Annotated in this window: 19 protein-coding genes and 1 tRNA gene; 10 read left to right on the forward strand and 10 right to left on the reverse strand. The window is 58.7% G+C overall.

Translation table 11 applies throughout. The annotated features are described in order from the left end of the window. Nucleotides 1-35 precede the first annotated feature (35 nt). Nucleotides 36-127, forward strand: a tRNA-Ser gene (locus VH88_RS12885). 412 nt (nt 128-539) lie between these two features. Then, the gene (locus VH88_RS12890) at nt 540-938 is read left to right on the forward strand and encodes a thermonuclease family protein (protein WP_231576686.1); all 399 of its coding nucleotides are present in this window, start codon (nt 540-542) and stop codon (nt 936-938) included. Between the two features lie 65 nt (nt 939-1,003). Here the strand turns inward: VH88_RS12890 and VH88_RS16085 are convergent, their stop codons facing one another. The 3 genes from VH88_RS16085 to VH88_RS12900 form a co-directional block, all read right to left on the reverse strand. Beyond that, nucleotides 1,004-1,183 carry a hypothetical protein gene (locus tag VH88_RS16085; protein ID WP_039244826.1) on the reverse strand — a complete coding sequence of 60 codons (180 nt, stop codon included), beginning with the start codon at nt 1,181-1,183 and terminating at the stop codon, nt 1,004-1,006. A gap of 151 nt (nt 1,184-1,334) precedes the next feature. Next, entirely contained in the window at nt 1,335-1,577 is a 243-nt protein-coding gene (locus tag VH88_RS12895; RefSeq protein WP_039244825.1) for a hypothetical protein, read from the reverse strand. 345 nt (nt 1,578-1,922) lie between these two features. Continuing rightward, a complete protein-coding gene (locus VH88_RS12900) occupies nt 1,923-2,456 on the reverse strand; it encodes a hypothetical protein (protein WP_045811620.1) in 534 nt (177 codons plus the stop codon). An 11-nt stretch (nt 2,457-2,467) separates the two neighbouring features. Here VH88_RS12900 and terL point away from each other — a divergent pair, with 11 nt between their 5' ends. After that, on the forward strand, nt 2,468-4,192 hold the full coding sequence (gene terL, locus VH88_RS12905; protein ID WP_045811621.1) for a phage terminase large subunit: 1,725 nt from the start codon (nt 2,468-2,470) through the stop codon (nt 4,190-4,192). Here terL and VH88_RS12910 read toward each other — a convergent pair. The 4 genes from VH88_RS12910 to VH88_RS12925 are packed head-to-tail and all read right to left on the reverse strand — an operon-like array spanning nt 4,189 to nt 5,959. Next, nucleotides 4,189-4,572 (reverse strand): hypothetical protein, encoded by a 384-nt coding sequence (locus tag VH88_RS12910; protein ID WP_045811622.1) that lies wholly within the window; start codon nt 4,570-4,572, stop codon nt 4,189-4,191. The genes terL and VH88_RS12910 overlap by 4 nt on opposite strands. Then, nucleotides 4,572-4,982, reverse strand: coding sequence for a hypothetical protein (locus VH88_RS12915; RefSeq protein WP_156146833.1), 411 nt, complete (start codon nt 4,980-4,982; stop codon nt 4,572-4,574). The genes VH88_RS12910 and VH88_RS12915 overlap by 1 nt, the downstream gene beginning before the upstream one ends. Further along, a complete protein-coding gene (locus VH88_RS12920) occupies nt 4,979-5,443 on the reverse strand; it encodes a hypothetical protein (protein ID WP_045811624.1) in 465 nt (154 codons plus the stop codon). The genes VH88_RS12915 and VH88_RS12920 overlap by 4 nt, the downstream gene beginning before the upstream one ends. Before the next feature lie 3 nt (nt 5,444-5,446). After that, nucleotides 5,447-5,959: a hypothetical protein gene (locus VH88_RS12925; RefSeq protein ID WP_045811625.1), complete on the reverse strand. Its 513-nt coding sequence runs from the start codon at nt 5,957-5,959 to the stop codon at nt 5,447-5,449. A 123-nt stretch (nt 5,960-6,082) separates the two neighbouring features. Between VH88_RS12925 and VH88_RS12930 the strand changes: the two genes are divergently transcribed. Then, nucleotides 6,083-6,574, forward strand: coding sequence for a hypothetical protein (locus tag VH88_RS12930; protein ID WP_045811626.1), 492 nt, complete (start codon nt 6,083-6,085; stop codon nt 6,572-6,574). Here VH88_RS12930 and VH88_RS12935 read toward each other — a convergent pair. Both VH88_RS12935 and VH88_RS12940 read right to left on the reverse strand, forming a co-directional pair. Then, nucleotides 6,566-6,973 carry a hypothetical protein gene (locus tag VH88_RS12935; protein ID WP_045811627.1) on the reverse strand — a complete coding sequence of 136 codons (408 nt, stop codon included), beginning with the start codon at nt 6,971-6,973 and terminating at the stop codon, nt 6,566-6,568. The genes VH88_RS12930 and VH88_RS12935 overlap by 9 nt on opposite strands. Nucleotides 6,974-7,023: 50 nt before the next feature. Continuing rightward, nucleotides 7,024-7,233, reverse strand: a complete 210-nt coding sequence (locus VH88_RS12940; protein WP_137721805.1) for a hypothetical protein — start codon at nt 7,231-7,233, stop codon at nt 7,024-7,026. 172 nt (nt 7,234-7,405) lie between these two features. Here VH88_RS12940 and VH88_RS15755 point away from each other — a divergent pair, with 172 nt between their 5' ends. Together VH88_RS15755 and VH88_RS15760 are read left to right on the forward strand one after the other, a co-directional pair. Next, nucleotides 7,406-7,744 (forward strand): helix-turn-helix domain-containing protein, encoded by a 339-nt coding sequence (locus VH88_RS15755; RefSeq protein WP_082064498.1) that lies wholly within the window; start codon nt 7,406-7,408, stop codon nt 7,742-7,744. Between the two features lie 509 nt (nt 7,745-8,253). Then, nucleotides 8,254-8,661, forward strand: coding sequence for a response regulator (locus VH88_RS15760; RefSeq protein ID WP_082064492.1), 408 nt, complete (start codon nt 8,254-8,256; stop codon nt 8,659-8,661). A 651-nt stretch (nt 8,662-9,312) separates the two neighbouring features. Here the strand turns inward: VH88_RS15760 and VH88_RS12945 are convergent. After that, complete coding sequence (locus VH88_RS12945) at nt 9,313-9,528, reverse strand: hypothetical protein (RefSeq protein ID WP_045811629.1); 216 nt, start codon at nt 9,526-9,528, stop codon at nt 9,313-9,315. A 528-nt stretch (nt 9,529-10,056) separates the two neighbouring features. Here VH88_RS12945 and VH88_RS16090 point away from each other — a divergent pair. The 4 genes from VH88_RS16090 to VH88_RS16095 all read left to right on the forward strand — a co-directional run bounded on the left by VH88_RS16090 (nt 10,057) and on the right by VH88_RS16095 (nt 12,348). After that, complete coding sequence (locus tag VH88_RS16090) at nt 10,057-10,233, forward strand: hypothetical protein (RefSeq protein ID WP_156146834.1); 177 nt, start codon at nt 10,057-10,059, stop codon at nt 10,231-10,233. Nucleotides 10,234-10,343: 110 nt separating this feature from the next. Continuing rightward, a complete protein-coding gene (locus tag VH88_RS15765; RefSeq protein ID WP_082064493.1) occupies nt 10,344-11,846 on the forward strand; it encodes an ArdC family protein in 1,503 nt (500 codons plus the stop codon). 56 nt (nt 11,847-11,902) lie between these two features. Further along, nucleotides 11,903-12,208 (forward strand): hypothetical protein, encoded by a 306-nt coding sequence (locus VH88_RS12955; RefSeq protein ID WP_156146835.1) that lies wholly within the window; start codon nt 11,903-11,905, stop codon nt 12,206-12,208. Continuing rightward, a complete protein-coding gene (locus VH88_RS16095) occupies nt 12,205-12,348 on the forward strand; it encodes a hypothetical protein (protein WP_156146836.1) in 144 nt (47 codons plus the stop codon). The genes VH88_RS12955 and VH88_RS16095 overlap by 4 nt, the downstream gene beginning before the upstream one ends. Nucleotides 12,349-15,421 lie beyond the last annotated feature (3,073 nt).

Consider the following 15,421-nt stretch of genomic DNA (forward strand, 5'->3'; position numbering starts at 1 on the left):
GCGACGCATCAGCCTCCGCTATCGACGCCCTCGCAGGAGACGTGGCCGAGTGGCTGAAGGCAACGGTTTGCTAAATCGTCGTACCCCGTAAGGGGTACCGAGGGTTCGAATCCCTCCGTCTCCGCCATATATTCCTAAGAAAATCAGTGACTTATCCCCGAAAGGGGAAATCGTGCCGTGCCAGACCGTGCTTTTGGCCCGGTTTTGGCACGGTTGGCACGGTTTCAGCGGGGTAATTCGACCGTTTGGCACGATTGCCCCGCATCCCATTTTCGTAAACGAAATCAATGTCGTGCGACGAATCTTGGCACGGTTGGCACGATTTTCGGCACCGTCTCGGACCGTTTGGCACGATCCGGCACGGTTTCGCTGATAGGATTCGGCAAATCAGGGAGGGTTTGGCGATGGGGCGGAAGAACCCGAGGGTGATTTCAAAGCCGCGATGGTCGAGGCGTAGGCCCAAGGCTCGCCTCCTGCGATCAGACGCGCGCTTCTTCGGCGCGGTCGCCGCAGTGGCTGTGGCCGCGTTCAGCGGGACCATGTTGTGGACGCGGGGTGCGGAGGTTCAGGTCGCTCAAGCGGCAGAGGCGCCAGCCTATGACTTCACCTGTGAGGTCGCTTACGTGAACGATGGCGACACGCTGCGTTGCGCCGATGGGACGCGGGTTCGTATCCATGCCATCGCGGCGCGGGAGACGGACAACTCCTGTTCGCCGGGCCATCCATGCCCGACCGCTTCTCACGCAGAGAGCAAGGCGGCTTTGGAACGGCTGGCAGGGCGTCGGATCAACTGCGTCAGGACCGGCACCAGCTACAACCGCGTCACCGCCATCTGCGACAATGAGCGAGGCGTCGAGATCAACTGCGCCATGGTCCAAACCGGCGCCGCTGCGATCTGGGACAAGTTCAACCGTCAGCGGGCGATCTGTCGGGCATAAGAAAAGCCGCCTCGTCTTCGAGGCGGCTTACTTAATCAGAACAACGGACAATGACGAACCGATGATCAGTTCATCGGTTCAAACTCGAACGATTCAAGATGGCCATCGATCTCCCCGCTCTCGAACAGAGCTTCGTGGATCGCTTCATCCAGATCGTCTTCGATCTCGTCATCATCCAGTTCGATGATGACTTCGGCGGGTGCGGGCTCACCCGTGTTCACAATATCAAAGCAACGAAACTTCACTGGTATTCTCCAAAAACAGTTGGTTTGTAGTTGGAGGCCCGACGCCCCGTGGACGAAGCTGGCTCAGCTTTCGTCCCGTTGTTTGCCCGACCAACTATAAAAGCCTCTCATGGATCGGCTTGGCGTCAACCATTTTTGCCCGGCAGTCCGATCAGGTCGGCGGACCCTTGGCGAGAAAATAGGCTTCCATAAAGAGCGCGGCATCAAAGCTGTCCTGTTCCATCTTGGTCAGATGGTTCTCCAGTTCGTGGAGCCGGTTCTTTGTCAGGCTGATTTCGTTGCGGGTCTTCATGGCCTCGGCGTCGGCGCGCCTGAACACGTCCATCATGATCGCGAGGCGTTTCGGCGTCAGTTCCTCGGGGGTGAAGGTGGGTTTCACGAATTCGATCTTCATCGGCCCGCACCTCGGATCATCGACCAGAGTTGGCGCAGGATCGTGCCGTCGCGTTCGTCTCGCTCTCGTTGGCGCCTGAACTTGAGGCGGGTCCAACCTCGGCGGACTGCAAGTAGGTCGGCCGCTTCCTGCGGAGTGACCGGGTTGCCGTGATAATGGAACATTACTTGTCACCTTTAATATCGCCTTCGCGTGCAGCGTCGGTTAGATTCTGTGGTGACAGAGCTTCTTCGAAGATGTCCGCGAGCATCGCGTCCATGTCGAACGTAGTTGGGTCCATGATGGGCCTCCGAGATAAGTTGTTGTGACAAACTTATTTATCGCGGAGGCCCGTTTTGGGTGTCACTACATCCCAAACCTGCGCTTCAGCATCGCCAGTTTTGCCCGCTCAACGGGTGTCTTCAGGTTCCATTTAAGATTTTCAAGACGCTCTTGGTGCGCCTCTGTCGGACGCCCGGCGCGCACAAGTTCGGCCCATTCCGCGTCCCTGATCGGATACCAGACGTTGTTCTTCCAGTGGACGTAGCCGTCGCCGTGATCGACGTAGATCGCCTGACCTGTCTGCATGAGGCCGGAAACGTAGTCGTAGGCGGCGGGCTTAAGCAGCCCGACCAAGCCGTTTTTCGAACAGCGGTGATGGCGTTTGGCTACGAACGCCTTGGCCGAGAAAACCCACGCCACCGTCTCACTCAAGTCTTCGCTGAACAGGTGCGCGGCCTTGTTCAGGTAGCCGTCTGACAGCGACGACACGAACTCGACGATCATATGTTTCGGAGGCACGGTGTCGGCGCCCCAAGCAACATCGAACCGGAAGTTCTTTCCCTTGATGTCCTGACTGACTTCGGGCGTGAAGCCTTGGGTCGTGAAGTGCTGCTTCATGTTCAAGTGCCATGCCGTCTCGCCGCCCATCCGACACGACGGGTCGGCAATCCTTCACCGCGTTCGTCCGCTACGTCTGGAAACACGTTCTCGGCCTTCCGAAGCCGACGCGCATCCAAGAGGACATCGCCCGCTTCCTCGAAAGCGGACCAAGCCGCCGGGCCATCCAAGCCCTGCGCGGCATCGGCAAATCCTTCCTGACGTGTGCCTACGTCGTCTGGCGTCTCTGGAAAGACCCGAAGAAAACCGTCCTGATCGTCTCCGCTGGCGAGACCGGCGCGGCCGACAACGCCTCGCTCATCAAGGGCATCATCTACCACGAGGCGGGCGACAAGCTCTGGGGTTCTCTGCGTCCCGGCCGCGACCAGAAGTCCTCGACGCTGGCGTTCGACGTGGGCGGCAAGGGCGCCGACAAACAGCCGTCCGTGAAGTGCATCGGTATCACCGGCCAGCTTCCCGGCAACCGAGCCGACATCATCATCGGCGACGACGTTGAGAACCCCCGCAACTCGTGGACAGAGGATCAGCGCGACAAGCTGCGCCACCTGTTCGGCGAGTTCTCGAACATCATCAAACCGCTCGACACTTCCGAGATCATCGTCCTCGGAACGCCGCAGACGGCAGAGTCCATCTACAACGGCCTCCCGGTTCGCGGATACACCGTCCGCATCTGGACCGCCCGCTACCCCCTCGCCGACAAGCTGGCGAACTATGGGTCCGCGCTGGCGCCCATGCTGCTCGCCGACATCGAGCGTGACCCCAAGCTTTGCGAGCCTTGTGGCCTGTCGAAGCTCGGAGGGGTGCCCACCGATCCCGACCGCTTCACCGACGCCAAGCTGATCGAAAACGAACTGGACGGCACCGCCGCCGAGTTCATGCTTCAAATGATGCTCGACGTGACGTTGAGCGACGCGGAACGCTACCCGCTCAAAACGAGCGATTTGATCGTCATGGACGTGGACCCGCGACGCGGGCCGGTATCCATGGCTTGGACCTCCGCGCCAGACTACCAAATCAAGGATGTCGAGAACGTCGGATGGTCGGGCGACCGTCTCTATCGTCCCTTCAACATCTCCGAACTTTGGGCCGACTTCACCGGCGCGGTCATGCATATCGACCCCTCCGGCTCCGGCAAGGACGAGACGGCCTATGTCGTCACCAAGTTTCTCGGGACGCGCATCTACATTCGAAAGTGGGGCGGGTTCGTGGACGGCACGTCTACCGAAACCCTGACCAAGCTGGCCGAGATCGCTCGGGACGAGAAGGTCAATCTGGTCATGGTCGAAGACAACTTCGGCGACGGCATGTTCCGCCAACTCCTGTCCCCCATCCTCGCGCGCAAACACCCCTGCAAACTGGAAGGCCACAAGGTTTCCAGCATGAAGGAAAAGCGGATCGTCGGCGCCCTTGAGCCGGTGATGAAGCAGCACCGTCTGGTCATGGACCTCGCCGTTGTTCGCGAAGACCTCAAGGCCGACAGCCTACGCCGGGGCCTGTTCCAGATGACGAACATGACCGTCGTGCGCGGCGCGCTGCGCCATGACGACCGCATCGACGTGCTGGCCCAAGCCGCCGAATACTGGCGCCCATACCTCAACGCGGACGAAGAGAAACACGAGCGTCAGCACCTCGACAGGCTGGACCGGGAGTTCGAGAAGAAGTTCTTCGCGGGCACGAATGTCGGACACCTTTTGAATAAGGGCCGGGTCCGCGCCCGTGGTCGGAAGATGCGCTAAGCCGCGATCACGCGCTCGGAGAAAAACATCTTGAACAGCGTGGCGGCCTCCTTTTTGCGGATGCGAACCACGACATAAAGCAAGTCGGCAGTAGGATAGACGAGATTGAAGGTCCGCATCGTCGATGGCGGGTCGTTCTCGTCCAACCAATCCAACGCCTCTTGAACCAGTGTGTGGTCGTCAGTCACGAACTCGATCAAGGTCGAGGGAGAGGCATCCTTCAAAAACTCGACATACCATTGGCGAGTGGTCTCGATGTTGTCGATCATCAGCGACTGATAGTTCGGACTTGCCGGATCGCTGGAAGTCGTCGCATCCGCAAAGGCCAGACTGATGCGGGCCTCCAGCCAGTTTTTGGTGTTGTAGAAACCGTCCCTCATCACTTTCCTCCCCGCTCAATGAGAGGGTGGTTGCCGTGCAGGACTTTGCTGACCGTCGTGTCGGCCAAACCGAGTTCGGCGGCGACATGCTTATTCTTCCGGCCCTCGTCAGAGAGCATAAAGATTTTCAGGATGATGTCGTCCGTCATCCTTGCGCGATGCGGCCAGTTCTGACGGACCTGACGGGGCGTCAGCGACAGAAGTTCGGCCACCTCACTGATCGTCATTCCCTTGTCACGGGCGTTCTTGATTTCCAGAGTGACGGACGACCGAACCGAACCTTCCTCCGCGCCTTGTCGCGTGGTCGCTTCGATCACGAGTTTCAGGAGTTCGGCTTGGATGGTGTGCGGGCAGTCATGCCGCGTCGCGATCACCGCGATCTTGGCCGCAAGGGCTTGGGCTTCCATCATCGTTCTCCAAAAAGTTTGAGAATGGTTCCGGTGCGCTTGGCCCAATCAAGATAGCGGCGGGTGTCCTTGCCCCTAACGATCTCGATATCAAAGGACCAGTCTTCATCGCCGTAGGGTCCGGTGAATGCGCGAAAGCGTTCGTAGTCCCGCTGGATCACGCGAACTTCGAACCATGGACCTTTGAAGAAGAAATCCGTGAAGTAGCCGTGGTGGACGGTGACGACGCCATTGTTGAACTTCGCACGGGTGACGCCTCGAAACGGTTCTTCGATGTCGAAGCGGTCGTCGCTGACGATGACCGTCTTCCAAACGCCGTCTCCAATCTCGGGGTAGACGGCTTTCGCCAGCTTCGAGATCGCGGGATCAGGATTGAAAGGGTCGAGCGACCGCAGCGTCTTGATTAGATCAAGCGTCGTGGCGAGAGTCGGGTGAAACGGACTGGTGATCTGGTAGGCTTCCATGTTTCAGCCCTCCGCTTTCGAAGGGTTCACGGTCGTCCACCACCGGGCCATCTTGCCGAAGGCGTCAGCGTCGTCGGCGTTCATGCCGCAGAAGATCGCCACCGCTTGAAGATGGTCAGACAGACGAACTTCATCCTCGTCGTCGTCATAGCTCTCGCCGAATTCGACGGCCGAGACGACGACAAGACGGGTCCACCAGCCGTCGCCCTCAACCTTCACGGTGAAGCGCGTGTTGAACTCACAGGCAGGGTTCGGGTCTTTGTAGGCTTCCCATTTGGACACGCTGTATCCGCGCTTACCCTTGAAAGCATTGCGGTAGGCCGTGAGGACATCACCCATCCCGAAGCCGGGGCTGACGGAGGAGATCATGGCCTCTTCGGACCAGTCGAACGCGACCGCCGCGATGGCCGCCATACGCTCGAAAATGATCTGGTTGATGATGCCTTGGTGGTAGCTGTTCGGCTTAAAGCCTGAAGCGAACTGATTTTCGGGCACGGGTTCGTAGTAGGTCGTCAAAGTCGGGTCTCCGTTCGAGTGGACGTATGACCAGATTAAAACTCACCCTCCCGAAATTGGCCGGGTTAACGTCGCATTAAGCAAGCAAACTCATGTTATGATTGGTATTTCAGGCGAGCGGTCATGGATTTAGAACAACATTGGAGAGAGGCTCGGCGCCTCCGCGCCAAACGAAAACCTGTTCCGAACTCGCCGGAACTCAACGCTCTATTTCGCGAAGCCATTCTCGAAAAGCTCGGAAATCCTCGTCGCGACCTGTCCAACGCGGCCTTCGCCAAGCACCTGAACGAACTCGGTCTGATGACCTTCCAAGGACGGTCGTGGGACGCTGACAGCGCGCGCCATTACCGTCAGGCCCTTGAGACCGACATCGCCCGTGCTGGCGCCGAAATGGATGAGGAAGACCAGAAAGAGCCGCGCCGCATCAAGGCGATCCGCGACTATGCGCTGGCCGCACTCGCCCGATCAAACACTCCCGGCCAGACGCTTCAGGAATTGGACAACGACATCATACGACTGCGCCTCGATCTTGTTGAGGATCGAAACGCCGGAATGCACGAGATCGAGAGAGCGGTCTCGCTTCTTGAACGGAAGCGCGCCAGCCGGTCAGCCTGATTTCTTCGGAACCTTGCGAGCCTTCACCTCCGACAGCTTCGCAGCCGTCAGGGCTTCGACCTGTTTCTTCAATGCTTCGATCTCGCCAGCTTGGCGATAAAAACCAATTGAGAGGTCCGACACGACACCGGACAGGCCGCGCGGCGTGAAGCCATCCTCACGCTCCCGCGCGTCGCCGAACGTGCAGTTCCCAATCTCACTGTCCAGACGATCCAGCTTCATGCGAAGCGTCTCGACATTGTCCGATACGACGCCCTCGATGGTCGTCATGCGAGCATTGGCCTTCACGATGTGGTCAGCCAAGGCCGCATTGGTTTCCTCGACAGCGAGACGCAGCGAGGCGACTTCGGTCGAGAGTTTCGGCAGGTCGATGCCGCCGGTCAGAATGGAAAGGATCATGCTGATATTTAGTCAGCGGCGATCCGACTAATGCCCGACCAGAACGTCAGTCAGAGAGGCAGGATCACAGCCCGCTCGTAGCCGGTATGCCCGTCACTCGTCGGCAGAATGACGAACTCGTCCGTAGGCCGATTGATGAGGGCGCGAACAAGGTTCGTGAACTCTTCCGCATGTTCGATGTCGCGAACGAGTATGAAGCCGCCGTCGCCGGTCGGCTCCACATTGTAGGCGGTTGACCCCGCCTTAAGGCGTTCAAGCAAGCACCCCATAACGGCGGCTATTAAAACTTCAGGTTGGCCAAAAAGTCCAGTCCCATATCAATCGTCAATTCGCCACTACGCTTGTGACGAAAGCTTTCGAAGTTGCTGTGACCAATATGCCAAGGTATCGAATGCAGCGACTTTAGTGCTGGAATCGGCATACATACGGATCATGTCTCGCATCACCCTGTCACCTATCGATATTCAAATTGGCAAAACAATACGCGACCGCCGCGTAGCTCTGGGCCTTACTCAGTCAGAACTTGGGGGGGCTATTGGCGTCTCGTTCCAGCAGGTTCAGAAATATGAGCGCGGGGCAAATCGAGTTGCTGCTTCAACGCTGTTGCAAGTCGCCGGTGCTTTGAGATGTAGCGTAGCCGACCTCTACGGCGATCCCGTCTTAACAGGGCAATCACCCTCGGAACGAGCCATTTTGAAACTGTGGTCGCAGTTGAATCAGAAGCAGAGCGATGCTGTCGCAGCTATGCTTCAACAGTTCCTGACGCGCTAAACATGTTGTTCTCGGCTCGTAGGAGCGGGTCGTAAGAATGAAGATGTGAGACCATTTGTTAGCTGCCACTCGATATGCTAACAGTATCGCCGCACTTTGGTTCAGTCTCCATAGTCGTAGTCTTTCTGAGAGGAAACTACCTATGATCGGCTTATTATCGCGCCTTCGCAATCCGTCAGAGATACACTCCGTCGAGCCGGGCGGGGACGGTTTTGGTATTATAGCCAAGCCTGACCGCTTGTCCGATTTCTCGATGCTCGTTCGAGACGCCATCAACGATCCAGACCCATCTTACGCGGTTTTTGCTACCCGGATGACGGAAGGCACAGAACGATTATATGAGCGCGCATATATTCTCCCCTTCGACGAATAGGCTTGGCCTGATCGTCGCGGGCCTCGATTGCAAGGCGTTGTTTTAACGTAGGTTAATGACGCGCTCGGTATTCCGAGACACATCGCGAAACTGCCGAGGCACTTTTGCGTTATGGCAGGTTCCGAATGGTGTTGTCATGACCGAAGTTGTCTGTGTTTTCGTCGTTGACGACGATCCACTTGTGATGATGACACTCGAACATGCGCTCGAAGACGGGGGTTTTGTTTTTAAGACGGCTTGCTCGGCAATCGAAGCGAAAGCCCTTTTCGACACCTGCGGCGCCGAATGCCGCGCTCTGATTACAGATGTAAACCTTGGGAGCGCGGCAACAGGTTGGGATGTCGCCAGATCAGCGCGGGAAATGAACGGCACTTTGCCCGTCGTGTATGTGACTGGCGACAGTGCTCATGAGTGGCGGGCACAGGGCGTCCCCGATAGCATTCTCATCGAGAAGCCATTCGTTTCTGCACAAATCACAAACGCGGTAGCGTTCCTACTAAATGCTCAAAGCCAGCTTAGCCAAACTTTCCCTCAACGGCCTTGAACCGACCCGCTTCTGTCGCGGCTATATCGCATATGCTCGCACCTCTTGGTGGAGCGAAACGCGGTGAATAGCGACGACGACAAGATCAAACGCGAGTATATACGCAAAGTGTGGGCTTTATCCGCGAAGCCCTTCTTGAAAAGAATTTATTTTGCCGAGCTAAGCTACTGGGGAAGGCAGTCTACTGGAATTTGATGGCTTTGAAAGCTGACCCTAACGTCATGGTCGTCAGGGGCAAGCCTATCCCACCCGATGACTACATCAAACCAGAGTAGATTAACTGATTATCCATTTAGCTCGGTTCGCTCACGATGACGCTTCAGTTTCGAATGGAACGACCACAGCACGGACATACCTCCCGAGCGCATCAGTGACGGGCTGCGCGACCACTTTATCACAGTGACCGACAGTAAGCTCGTCTACAAATTTTACAAAGGCACTCTCCTGACCATCCTTCGGAGAGATTACCCAGCACTTTCCAAGTGGCTGAGCTTCAAATATTACCGAACCTTTTCCAATGGATTTAAGTAAGTTAATCATCGGCACCCAACAACGCGACACTCTCGACACTCGTAGATAACCGGCCGATCCTTAAAGATTCAGCTAATGCGAAAGGCCCTCGCGCAATGCGAGCCGCTCGATCCGGCACAGTCAGAGTGGCATTACCGTAGCGCGTTCGTAGCCTAACTTGCCGTCAGTGATGGGGAAGATGGCGTATTCATCGCTTTGATGAAACGTTAGTTCATCAATCATCTTGGCGAACTCCGCTTCCTGCCCCCGTTTTGGGACAATAACGAATCCCTCGCCGAAGACCTCGACATCGAAGATCGGCGATCCGCTTTTAATGTTTGCCAAAAGGTTCTTCATTGGCGTGATTATAAGTTTCGGGGGTCATGCCTGTCGAGAGCTTAACAGGACAATGAGAGTTATGACCCGGATTGAAATTTGGGTCACACATCCGAAGTGGGGAATATACGCATCCCGCAACTGTCAGCCCCCCCCCGTGGGGGCATCGTCCGGGGACCGTCAGGGCCGACGCTGGCCAGCATAGGACCGTATAGGAAATGCGCGGGGAGACTCGTTTCCGATTCCGACGCGATGCCTTGGCACGGTTTCGGGCACGGTCTGCACTACTCTCTCGCTAACCGCTTGAGATCGCTTGCCCTCGTTCCCGTAAGTCAGGGCACAGAGCGTCAGGCGTGATCGTCAAGCGACGGTCGAGATAGACCGTGCACGGACGATGTTGCTCGCGTGATTAAACGCGCGCGCGAGGTCAGATCGAATTTTCGTATCAACCTGCCGTTTTTGCGGTTGAGGTCATTTTTTGCGTTGACAACACCTTTTCGCCGATTCAGGTTTGAGGCATCGAATGACTCAACGCAAAGGTTGTTATCAATGCTTACCGAACTGCCCGCCGGGTTTACTCGCCTCATCGACATAACCGGCGGTCACTATGACCTGACTGTCTGGGTTCAACCGGGCGCCGACCTCGACTCTACGTTCGAGGCAATCTGTGACGACACGGGCGAACGCCTCTCGATCAACGGCTGGCTCTTTGAGGTCATCTCGTGATCGCCGCCCTTCTCGTCACCGTGATCCTGCCCGCCGCTGGCGTGGCGGTCCTGATCTTGTCCGACCCTCGAAACTAATACCCGCGTCAACGCAATCAACGGATCAGAACAATGAAAGCTGACATCTACCAAACCGTCACGGATTCCATCATCGCCATGCTTGAGGCTGGCGTCCGCCCTTGGGCGCCCGGTCACAACGCGAAGGCTTGCGGTCTGCCTGTCATCCCGACACGGGCGAACGGCGAGGCATATCGCGGCCTGAACGTCGCGCTCTTGTGGGGCGCGGCCGAAATGAAAGGCTATCGTCACCACACTTGGATGACGTTCAATCAGGCGAAGGCGTTAGGCGGATGCGTCCGCAAAGGCGAGCGGTCATCGCCCGTCGTCTATTGGGGAACCTTCAAAGCTCAAGCCGATGACGCGGACGAAGGCGACGACGGCAAAGCGCGCCTGTTCGCGAAGGGCTATGCGGTTTTCAACGTCGAACAAATCGACGGCTTGCCCGCCTCGTTTTATGAACCGGCGACGGTCGAACCTTCCGAGACCCGGATCGCCAAGGCCGATGCTTGGGCGGTCGCGACGGGCGCCGACATCAGGCACGGCGGTTCCCAAGCCTTCTATTCGCCCAAGGGTGACTTTGTGCAGGTTCCGCCCTTCGCGGCGTATGGCGAGCCGGAACGCTATTACTCGACCTTGTGCCATGAACTGACGCATTGGAGCGGCGCGAAGGCCCGGCTTGATCGCCAGTTCGGAAAGCGGTTCGGCGATAAGGCTTATGCGTTCGAAGAATTGGTCGCCGAAATGGGCGCGGCCTTTTCTTGCGCCCGCCTTGGGATCGAGAACGAAACGCGCGAGGATCACGCCTCTTATCTGGCTTCATGGCTCAAGGTTCTACGTCAGGACAAGCGCGCCATCTTCACGGCGGCGAGCAAGGCTCAAGCCGCGTGTGACTACCTTTTCGACCTCGCTGACAAGGCCGAAATTAAGCCCGTGGAGCGACCTTCCGTGGCCGATGGCGTCATCTATCTCCCTGACCTGTCGGGAGGCGTCAGCGGGCCGGAAATCGAGTCCCATGGCGACGATGACGACACGGACCCGACGCCGCCTGTCGCACCTGCACCGGCGCCCGTCTCGACTGGCGTTGCGGCCGGGTTCCTGTCGCGCCTTACCGCTTTCAAGGGAGGGCGCGTCCGGGCGCCTTCCCGCGTCGCGGCTCGCAAGCCTCGCACGGTTGACGACATCGTTGCGGACCTGACGCCGGAGCCTGTCGCCCGCCCGTTCCATCCGCGCCGTGATCCGTCGCTTTGCGAGTTCCTGTCTATCCGGGGTATCTGCGACGATGGCGGCGAACTTCGCGGACGTGACCTCGACCGCTGGCATCGCGAGGCGCCGTTCCGTCGCAAGCTTGTTCGGGCAGATGGCGTGTCCCTTGAGACGGCTGCACGTCAGGCATGGGAGGCGGGCTATTTCGATGATGTCGCGGTCCCGACGATGGATAGCAGCGACAACATGCACCCGGTCACGCCAGAGATGTTGATCGCGGCAATGGATCGGGAGCTTCGCGACGACTACGCGCACGTCTGGGGCGCCCATGACGAAGAGTTCTTCGCATGAGGGGCCGGGGCAAACGGGCGGCTGCATGGTCGCCCCTCTCGCCAGAGGCGCGAGCCTTGATCGCCGAGGGTGAACGCTTCACTTGGCGGGCTTGGCGCGATGGCGTCCTGATCTGCGAGCGAGTCGGCGTCGCCCTTGCGGATGAAGTCGAGGCGGCGCGTAATCTGGCGGCTCGCGAGGGCTGGACCTTTGAGGCCGACGACGGACTGGCGTGGGGCTATGTCAGTCTATCCGATGGCGCGGCTGCACAGCGTTGCGCGTTCGGCGTCGCGCAGAGTCCGCCCGATCTCTTCACGGTCCCTCAAGGCGTTGAGCCTTCCGAACCGTCGCGGGATCGTATGCAGGGAGACTTGTTCCGATGATCGCCCTGACCCTCTTGGACCGTCGCACCCGCGAGGCTTTCACCGTCGTCGTCCCTGACGGTTGGGAGCCTGACGCGACGGTCTATGACATCACCCGGCGGGTCGCCCTGCCGCCGGGCTTCGTCGATCCGCGCCACTGATCCGCGCCTCCGGCCTAAATACGTCTGGCCCCCGCTTTCGCAGCTTGTTCGCGGGAGCCGATCTCCGAGTAGAAGTGACAGGAACCCGCCGAGCTAACCGCTCCGGCGGGTTCTTTCCGTCATCCGGCTTTAGCCTTCTGACTATTTCCGATCTGTCCTTGCCTTGCTTGGGGGAGCGGGTTCTTCGACTTGGCTCTCCAAACTTCCCCCAAACTGTTGCTGTTCCTTATAGTCTAATTACGAATGACAACAGTTTGGGGAAAGTTTTATCGTTTTTCGATATGAACGCTGAACTTCCCCCAAACTAATGCTTTTCGCTACGAACGACATCAGTTTGGGGGAAGTTTCCAACCCGAACAGACGCAAGCAACGTCCTCTGAACCTGCCTGACGAAAGATATGGCAGCGAAATGACCCATCGTGATAAATAATCTTACGGTGAAGATCAGCAGAGGGGTCATGTCCTCTGTCAGCTTTTTCACTTGGTCGGCGCGGTCTTCACCGCACAACCTCTATGACCAAGTGCTATATGACCAGTGAACTACTTTGACTTCTCGGCTTTTGCCGCCCAACACCTGACCCCACACGAGCTTCGACAGTTCGAGCGCGCCTTCAATGACCGTGCGAGCCGAACCCTTTTCCTCGACCGTTTCGTCACCCCTCAACTCTACCGTCCCGACCTCGATACCTATCTGGCGGTCGATCAGAACGAGTTCGCGGACGGCCGGAGCCATTACGTCGCACAGGTTCTGACCGAGAACCCGTCGCTGGATTGGTCGGAGCAAACCTACTTCACCAACGCCATGAGGATCGACCACGATCCCCAAGCCTACATCGACGCCGATGGCCGCTCACGCGAGCGTTTCGTCAGGCCCATGGATCGGGTCGTCAAAGGCTTGCACCAAGCGTTCACCTTCGAGTTCGACGACGAGACGCTGACGTTTTTCCAGCGACAGCTTTCGTGGATGCGTTCGGCCAAACACCCAACCGACTGCAAGATCGGCGAGCTTTACAAAGACCTGACCCGGTTCTGTGATTTTCGGGGGATCACGGTGGCATGGTCGGGGAACAAGTCGTTCCACATCCACATCGTGTTCTCGACGGACCTCCTGACCGTCTCGGAGGGCTACCGGAACGGCTTCATGAGCCATTGGGCCAAGCTCTACCCGATTGTCACGGCGATCCTGAATCCGGGCATCAACCCGGACATGAGCATGAACCAGCCCGAGAAGTTCCGGCGACTGCCGGGCGGGACGCGCAAGCTCAAGAAGCCCAACGCCATCGGCATCCCGGCGGGAACGCCCGTGCCACAACTCGTGATGTGGGAGAAGTGGATCGACCGCGCGCCGAACGGATCGAGCGCGACCTTCTGGGATGACAGTCTGTTCGTCGAGTATGCGCCGAAGGTCATCAAGCGTTCGGCCAAGTCGGTCACGACGATCAACGCCCTGTCGGCGCCTGTGCTGGACTACTGCGGCGGGCGCCTGCGGGACGTGTTCAACGGCGAGACGGTCTGGCCTCGCTTCGATCACTGGACGACGAACGATCAGACCGGCGAGGTTCGCGCCAAGTTCACGAACGACCATACGGACCTGACGCCTGACAGCTACATGGACGTGGACTGGAAGTCGGTCGCCATGGTCGGGACGGGCCGCGGCCTGTCGAACCGGTCGGAAGTCAGCCTCGCCAAGCCTCTGGGTGAAATGCTGGCGGACTGGATCGCCGAGTATGAGGCGATCAACGGACGGCTGCGGACGGAAGCTGAACAGGCGTTTGCGGAGAACGTGACGGACGGCGCCAGCGGGGCGCGCGAGATCGGCAAGGTTCTGTTGACCGCCGTGCGCGACGAGGAACGCGCATTCGTGTGTGCGCCGGAGGGTGTGTCGAAGACCACGAGCCTGTTCAAGAAGCATCAGCGCATCGCGGGCTGGCTTGAGGTGTCGGAGCATCCGGCGGGCGTGATGTATGCCTTCGGCGACTACAAGAACGCGCAGGACAAGGCCGACGAGTTCAACAAGTTCGCGAACGGCGCGCTCTATCATGCCGTGGTGATCCGGTCGTTTGATCGGGCCTACAAGGACGCTTGCGATCAGCTTGGGATCAGGCCCCTGACGCTTGCGGATGCGGCCGGGTATGGCGTCGGCAATCTGTGGCTGGCCATCGAGAAGTATCAGCCCGCCGTCATCACCGAGTTCGCGGCGATGCACGAGGCGATGTGGCGCGAGGTCGGCGACCGTCGCCCGGTGTTCTTTACGGTTCATGCGGTCGCCCACAAGTGGGCCATGACCTCGCAGACCCGTCTGATGTGGGCGCCGTCCTACTGGCTGGGCCAGCGCGACGCAGACCACACGAGACTGTGCCGGGGGGAGATGAACCTTGGCCTTCTCGTTCATGACGAGGTGAAGGCCGACAATCTGGTGGCCGCCTACCCCAAGGCCCTCGTGGATTGGGTCAAGGACATGACCGACAGCAACGTCGATGTCTGGCACAAGGACGCGACCATGGTCAGCCGCTACAGCGACTTCATGGCGTTCCAGACGGCCAACGGCGGGCCGATCCTGCACGAGGTTCAGACCAAGATTTCGTTCGAGGAAGCCTTCGACGTTTTCCAGACGGCGAACTACTCGGAATGGAGCGTCGTCGTGACGGCGGACTCTGGGGAGTATGCGGCCGACGACGAGCGGTCGATCTACGGCAAGCGGATCGGCAAGGAATGGTGTTTCAGGGAGCGTGATTGGCCGCTTGAGGCGGCCAAGCGCACGGTGATCCTGACGACCGAGACCGTGCCTCTCAAGGTGGCGAAGCGTCTCAACGATGCGAGCAATGTGTCGTGGACGATCTATGACCTCGACACGCCCCGGATCGTGCGGGATGCGGTTGAGACCTACCCCAAGAAGAACATCACGGCGAAGAGTCTGGTGAAGGTCTGCGCCGGGTGGCGAGCCGCCAACCCGACGCACTTCATCGTGTCGAACAAGGTCGCGGCGATCCCCGACACGATGACCCATGCCCGAGCGCGCGGGTCTAACCGGCTGATGGGAGAGACCATCATGCAGACCATGACCTACTGCTCG

Origin of the sequence: Brevundimonas sp. KM4, from assembly GCF_000964075.1 — a bacterium.
GTDB lineage: Bacteria > Pseudomonadota > Alphaproteobacteria > Caulobacterales > Caulobacteraceae > Brevundimonas > Brevundimonas huaxiensis.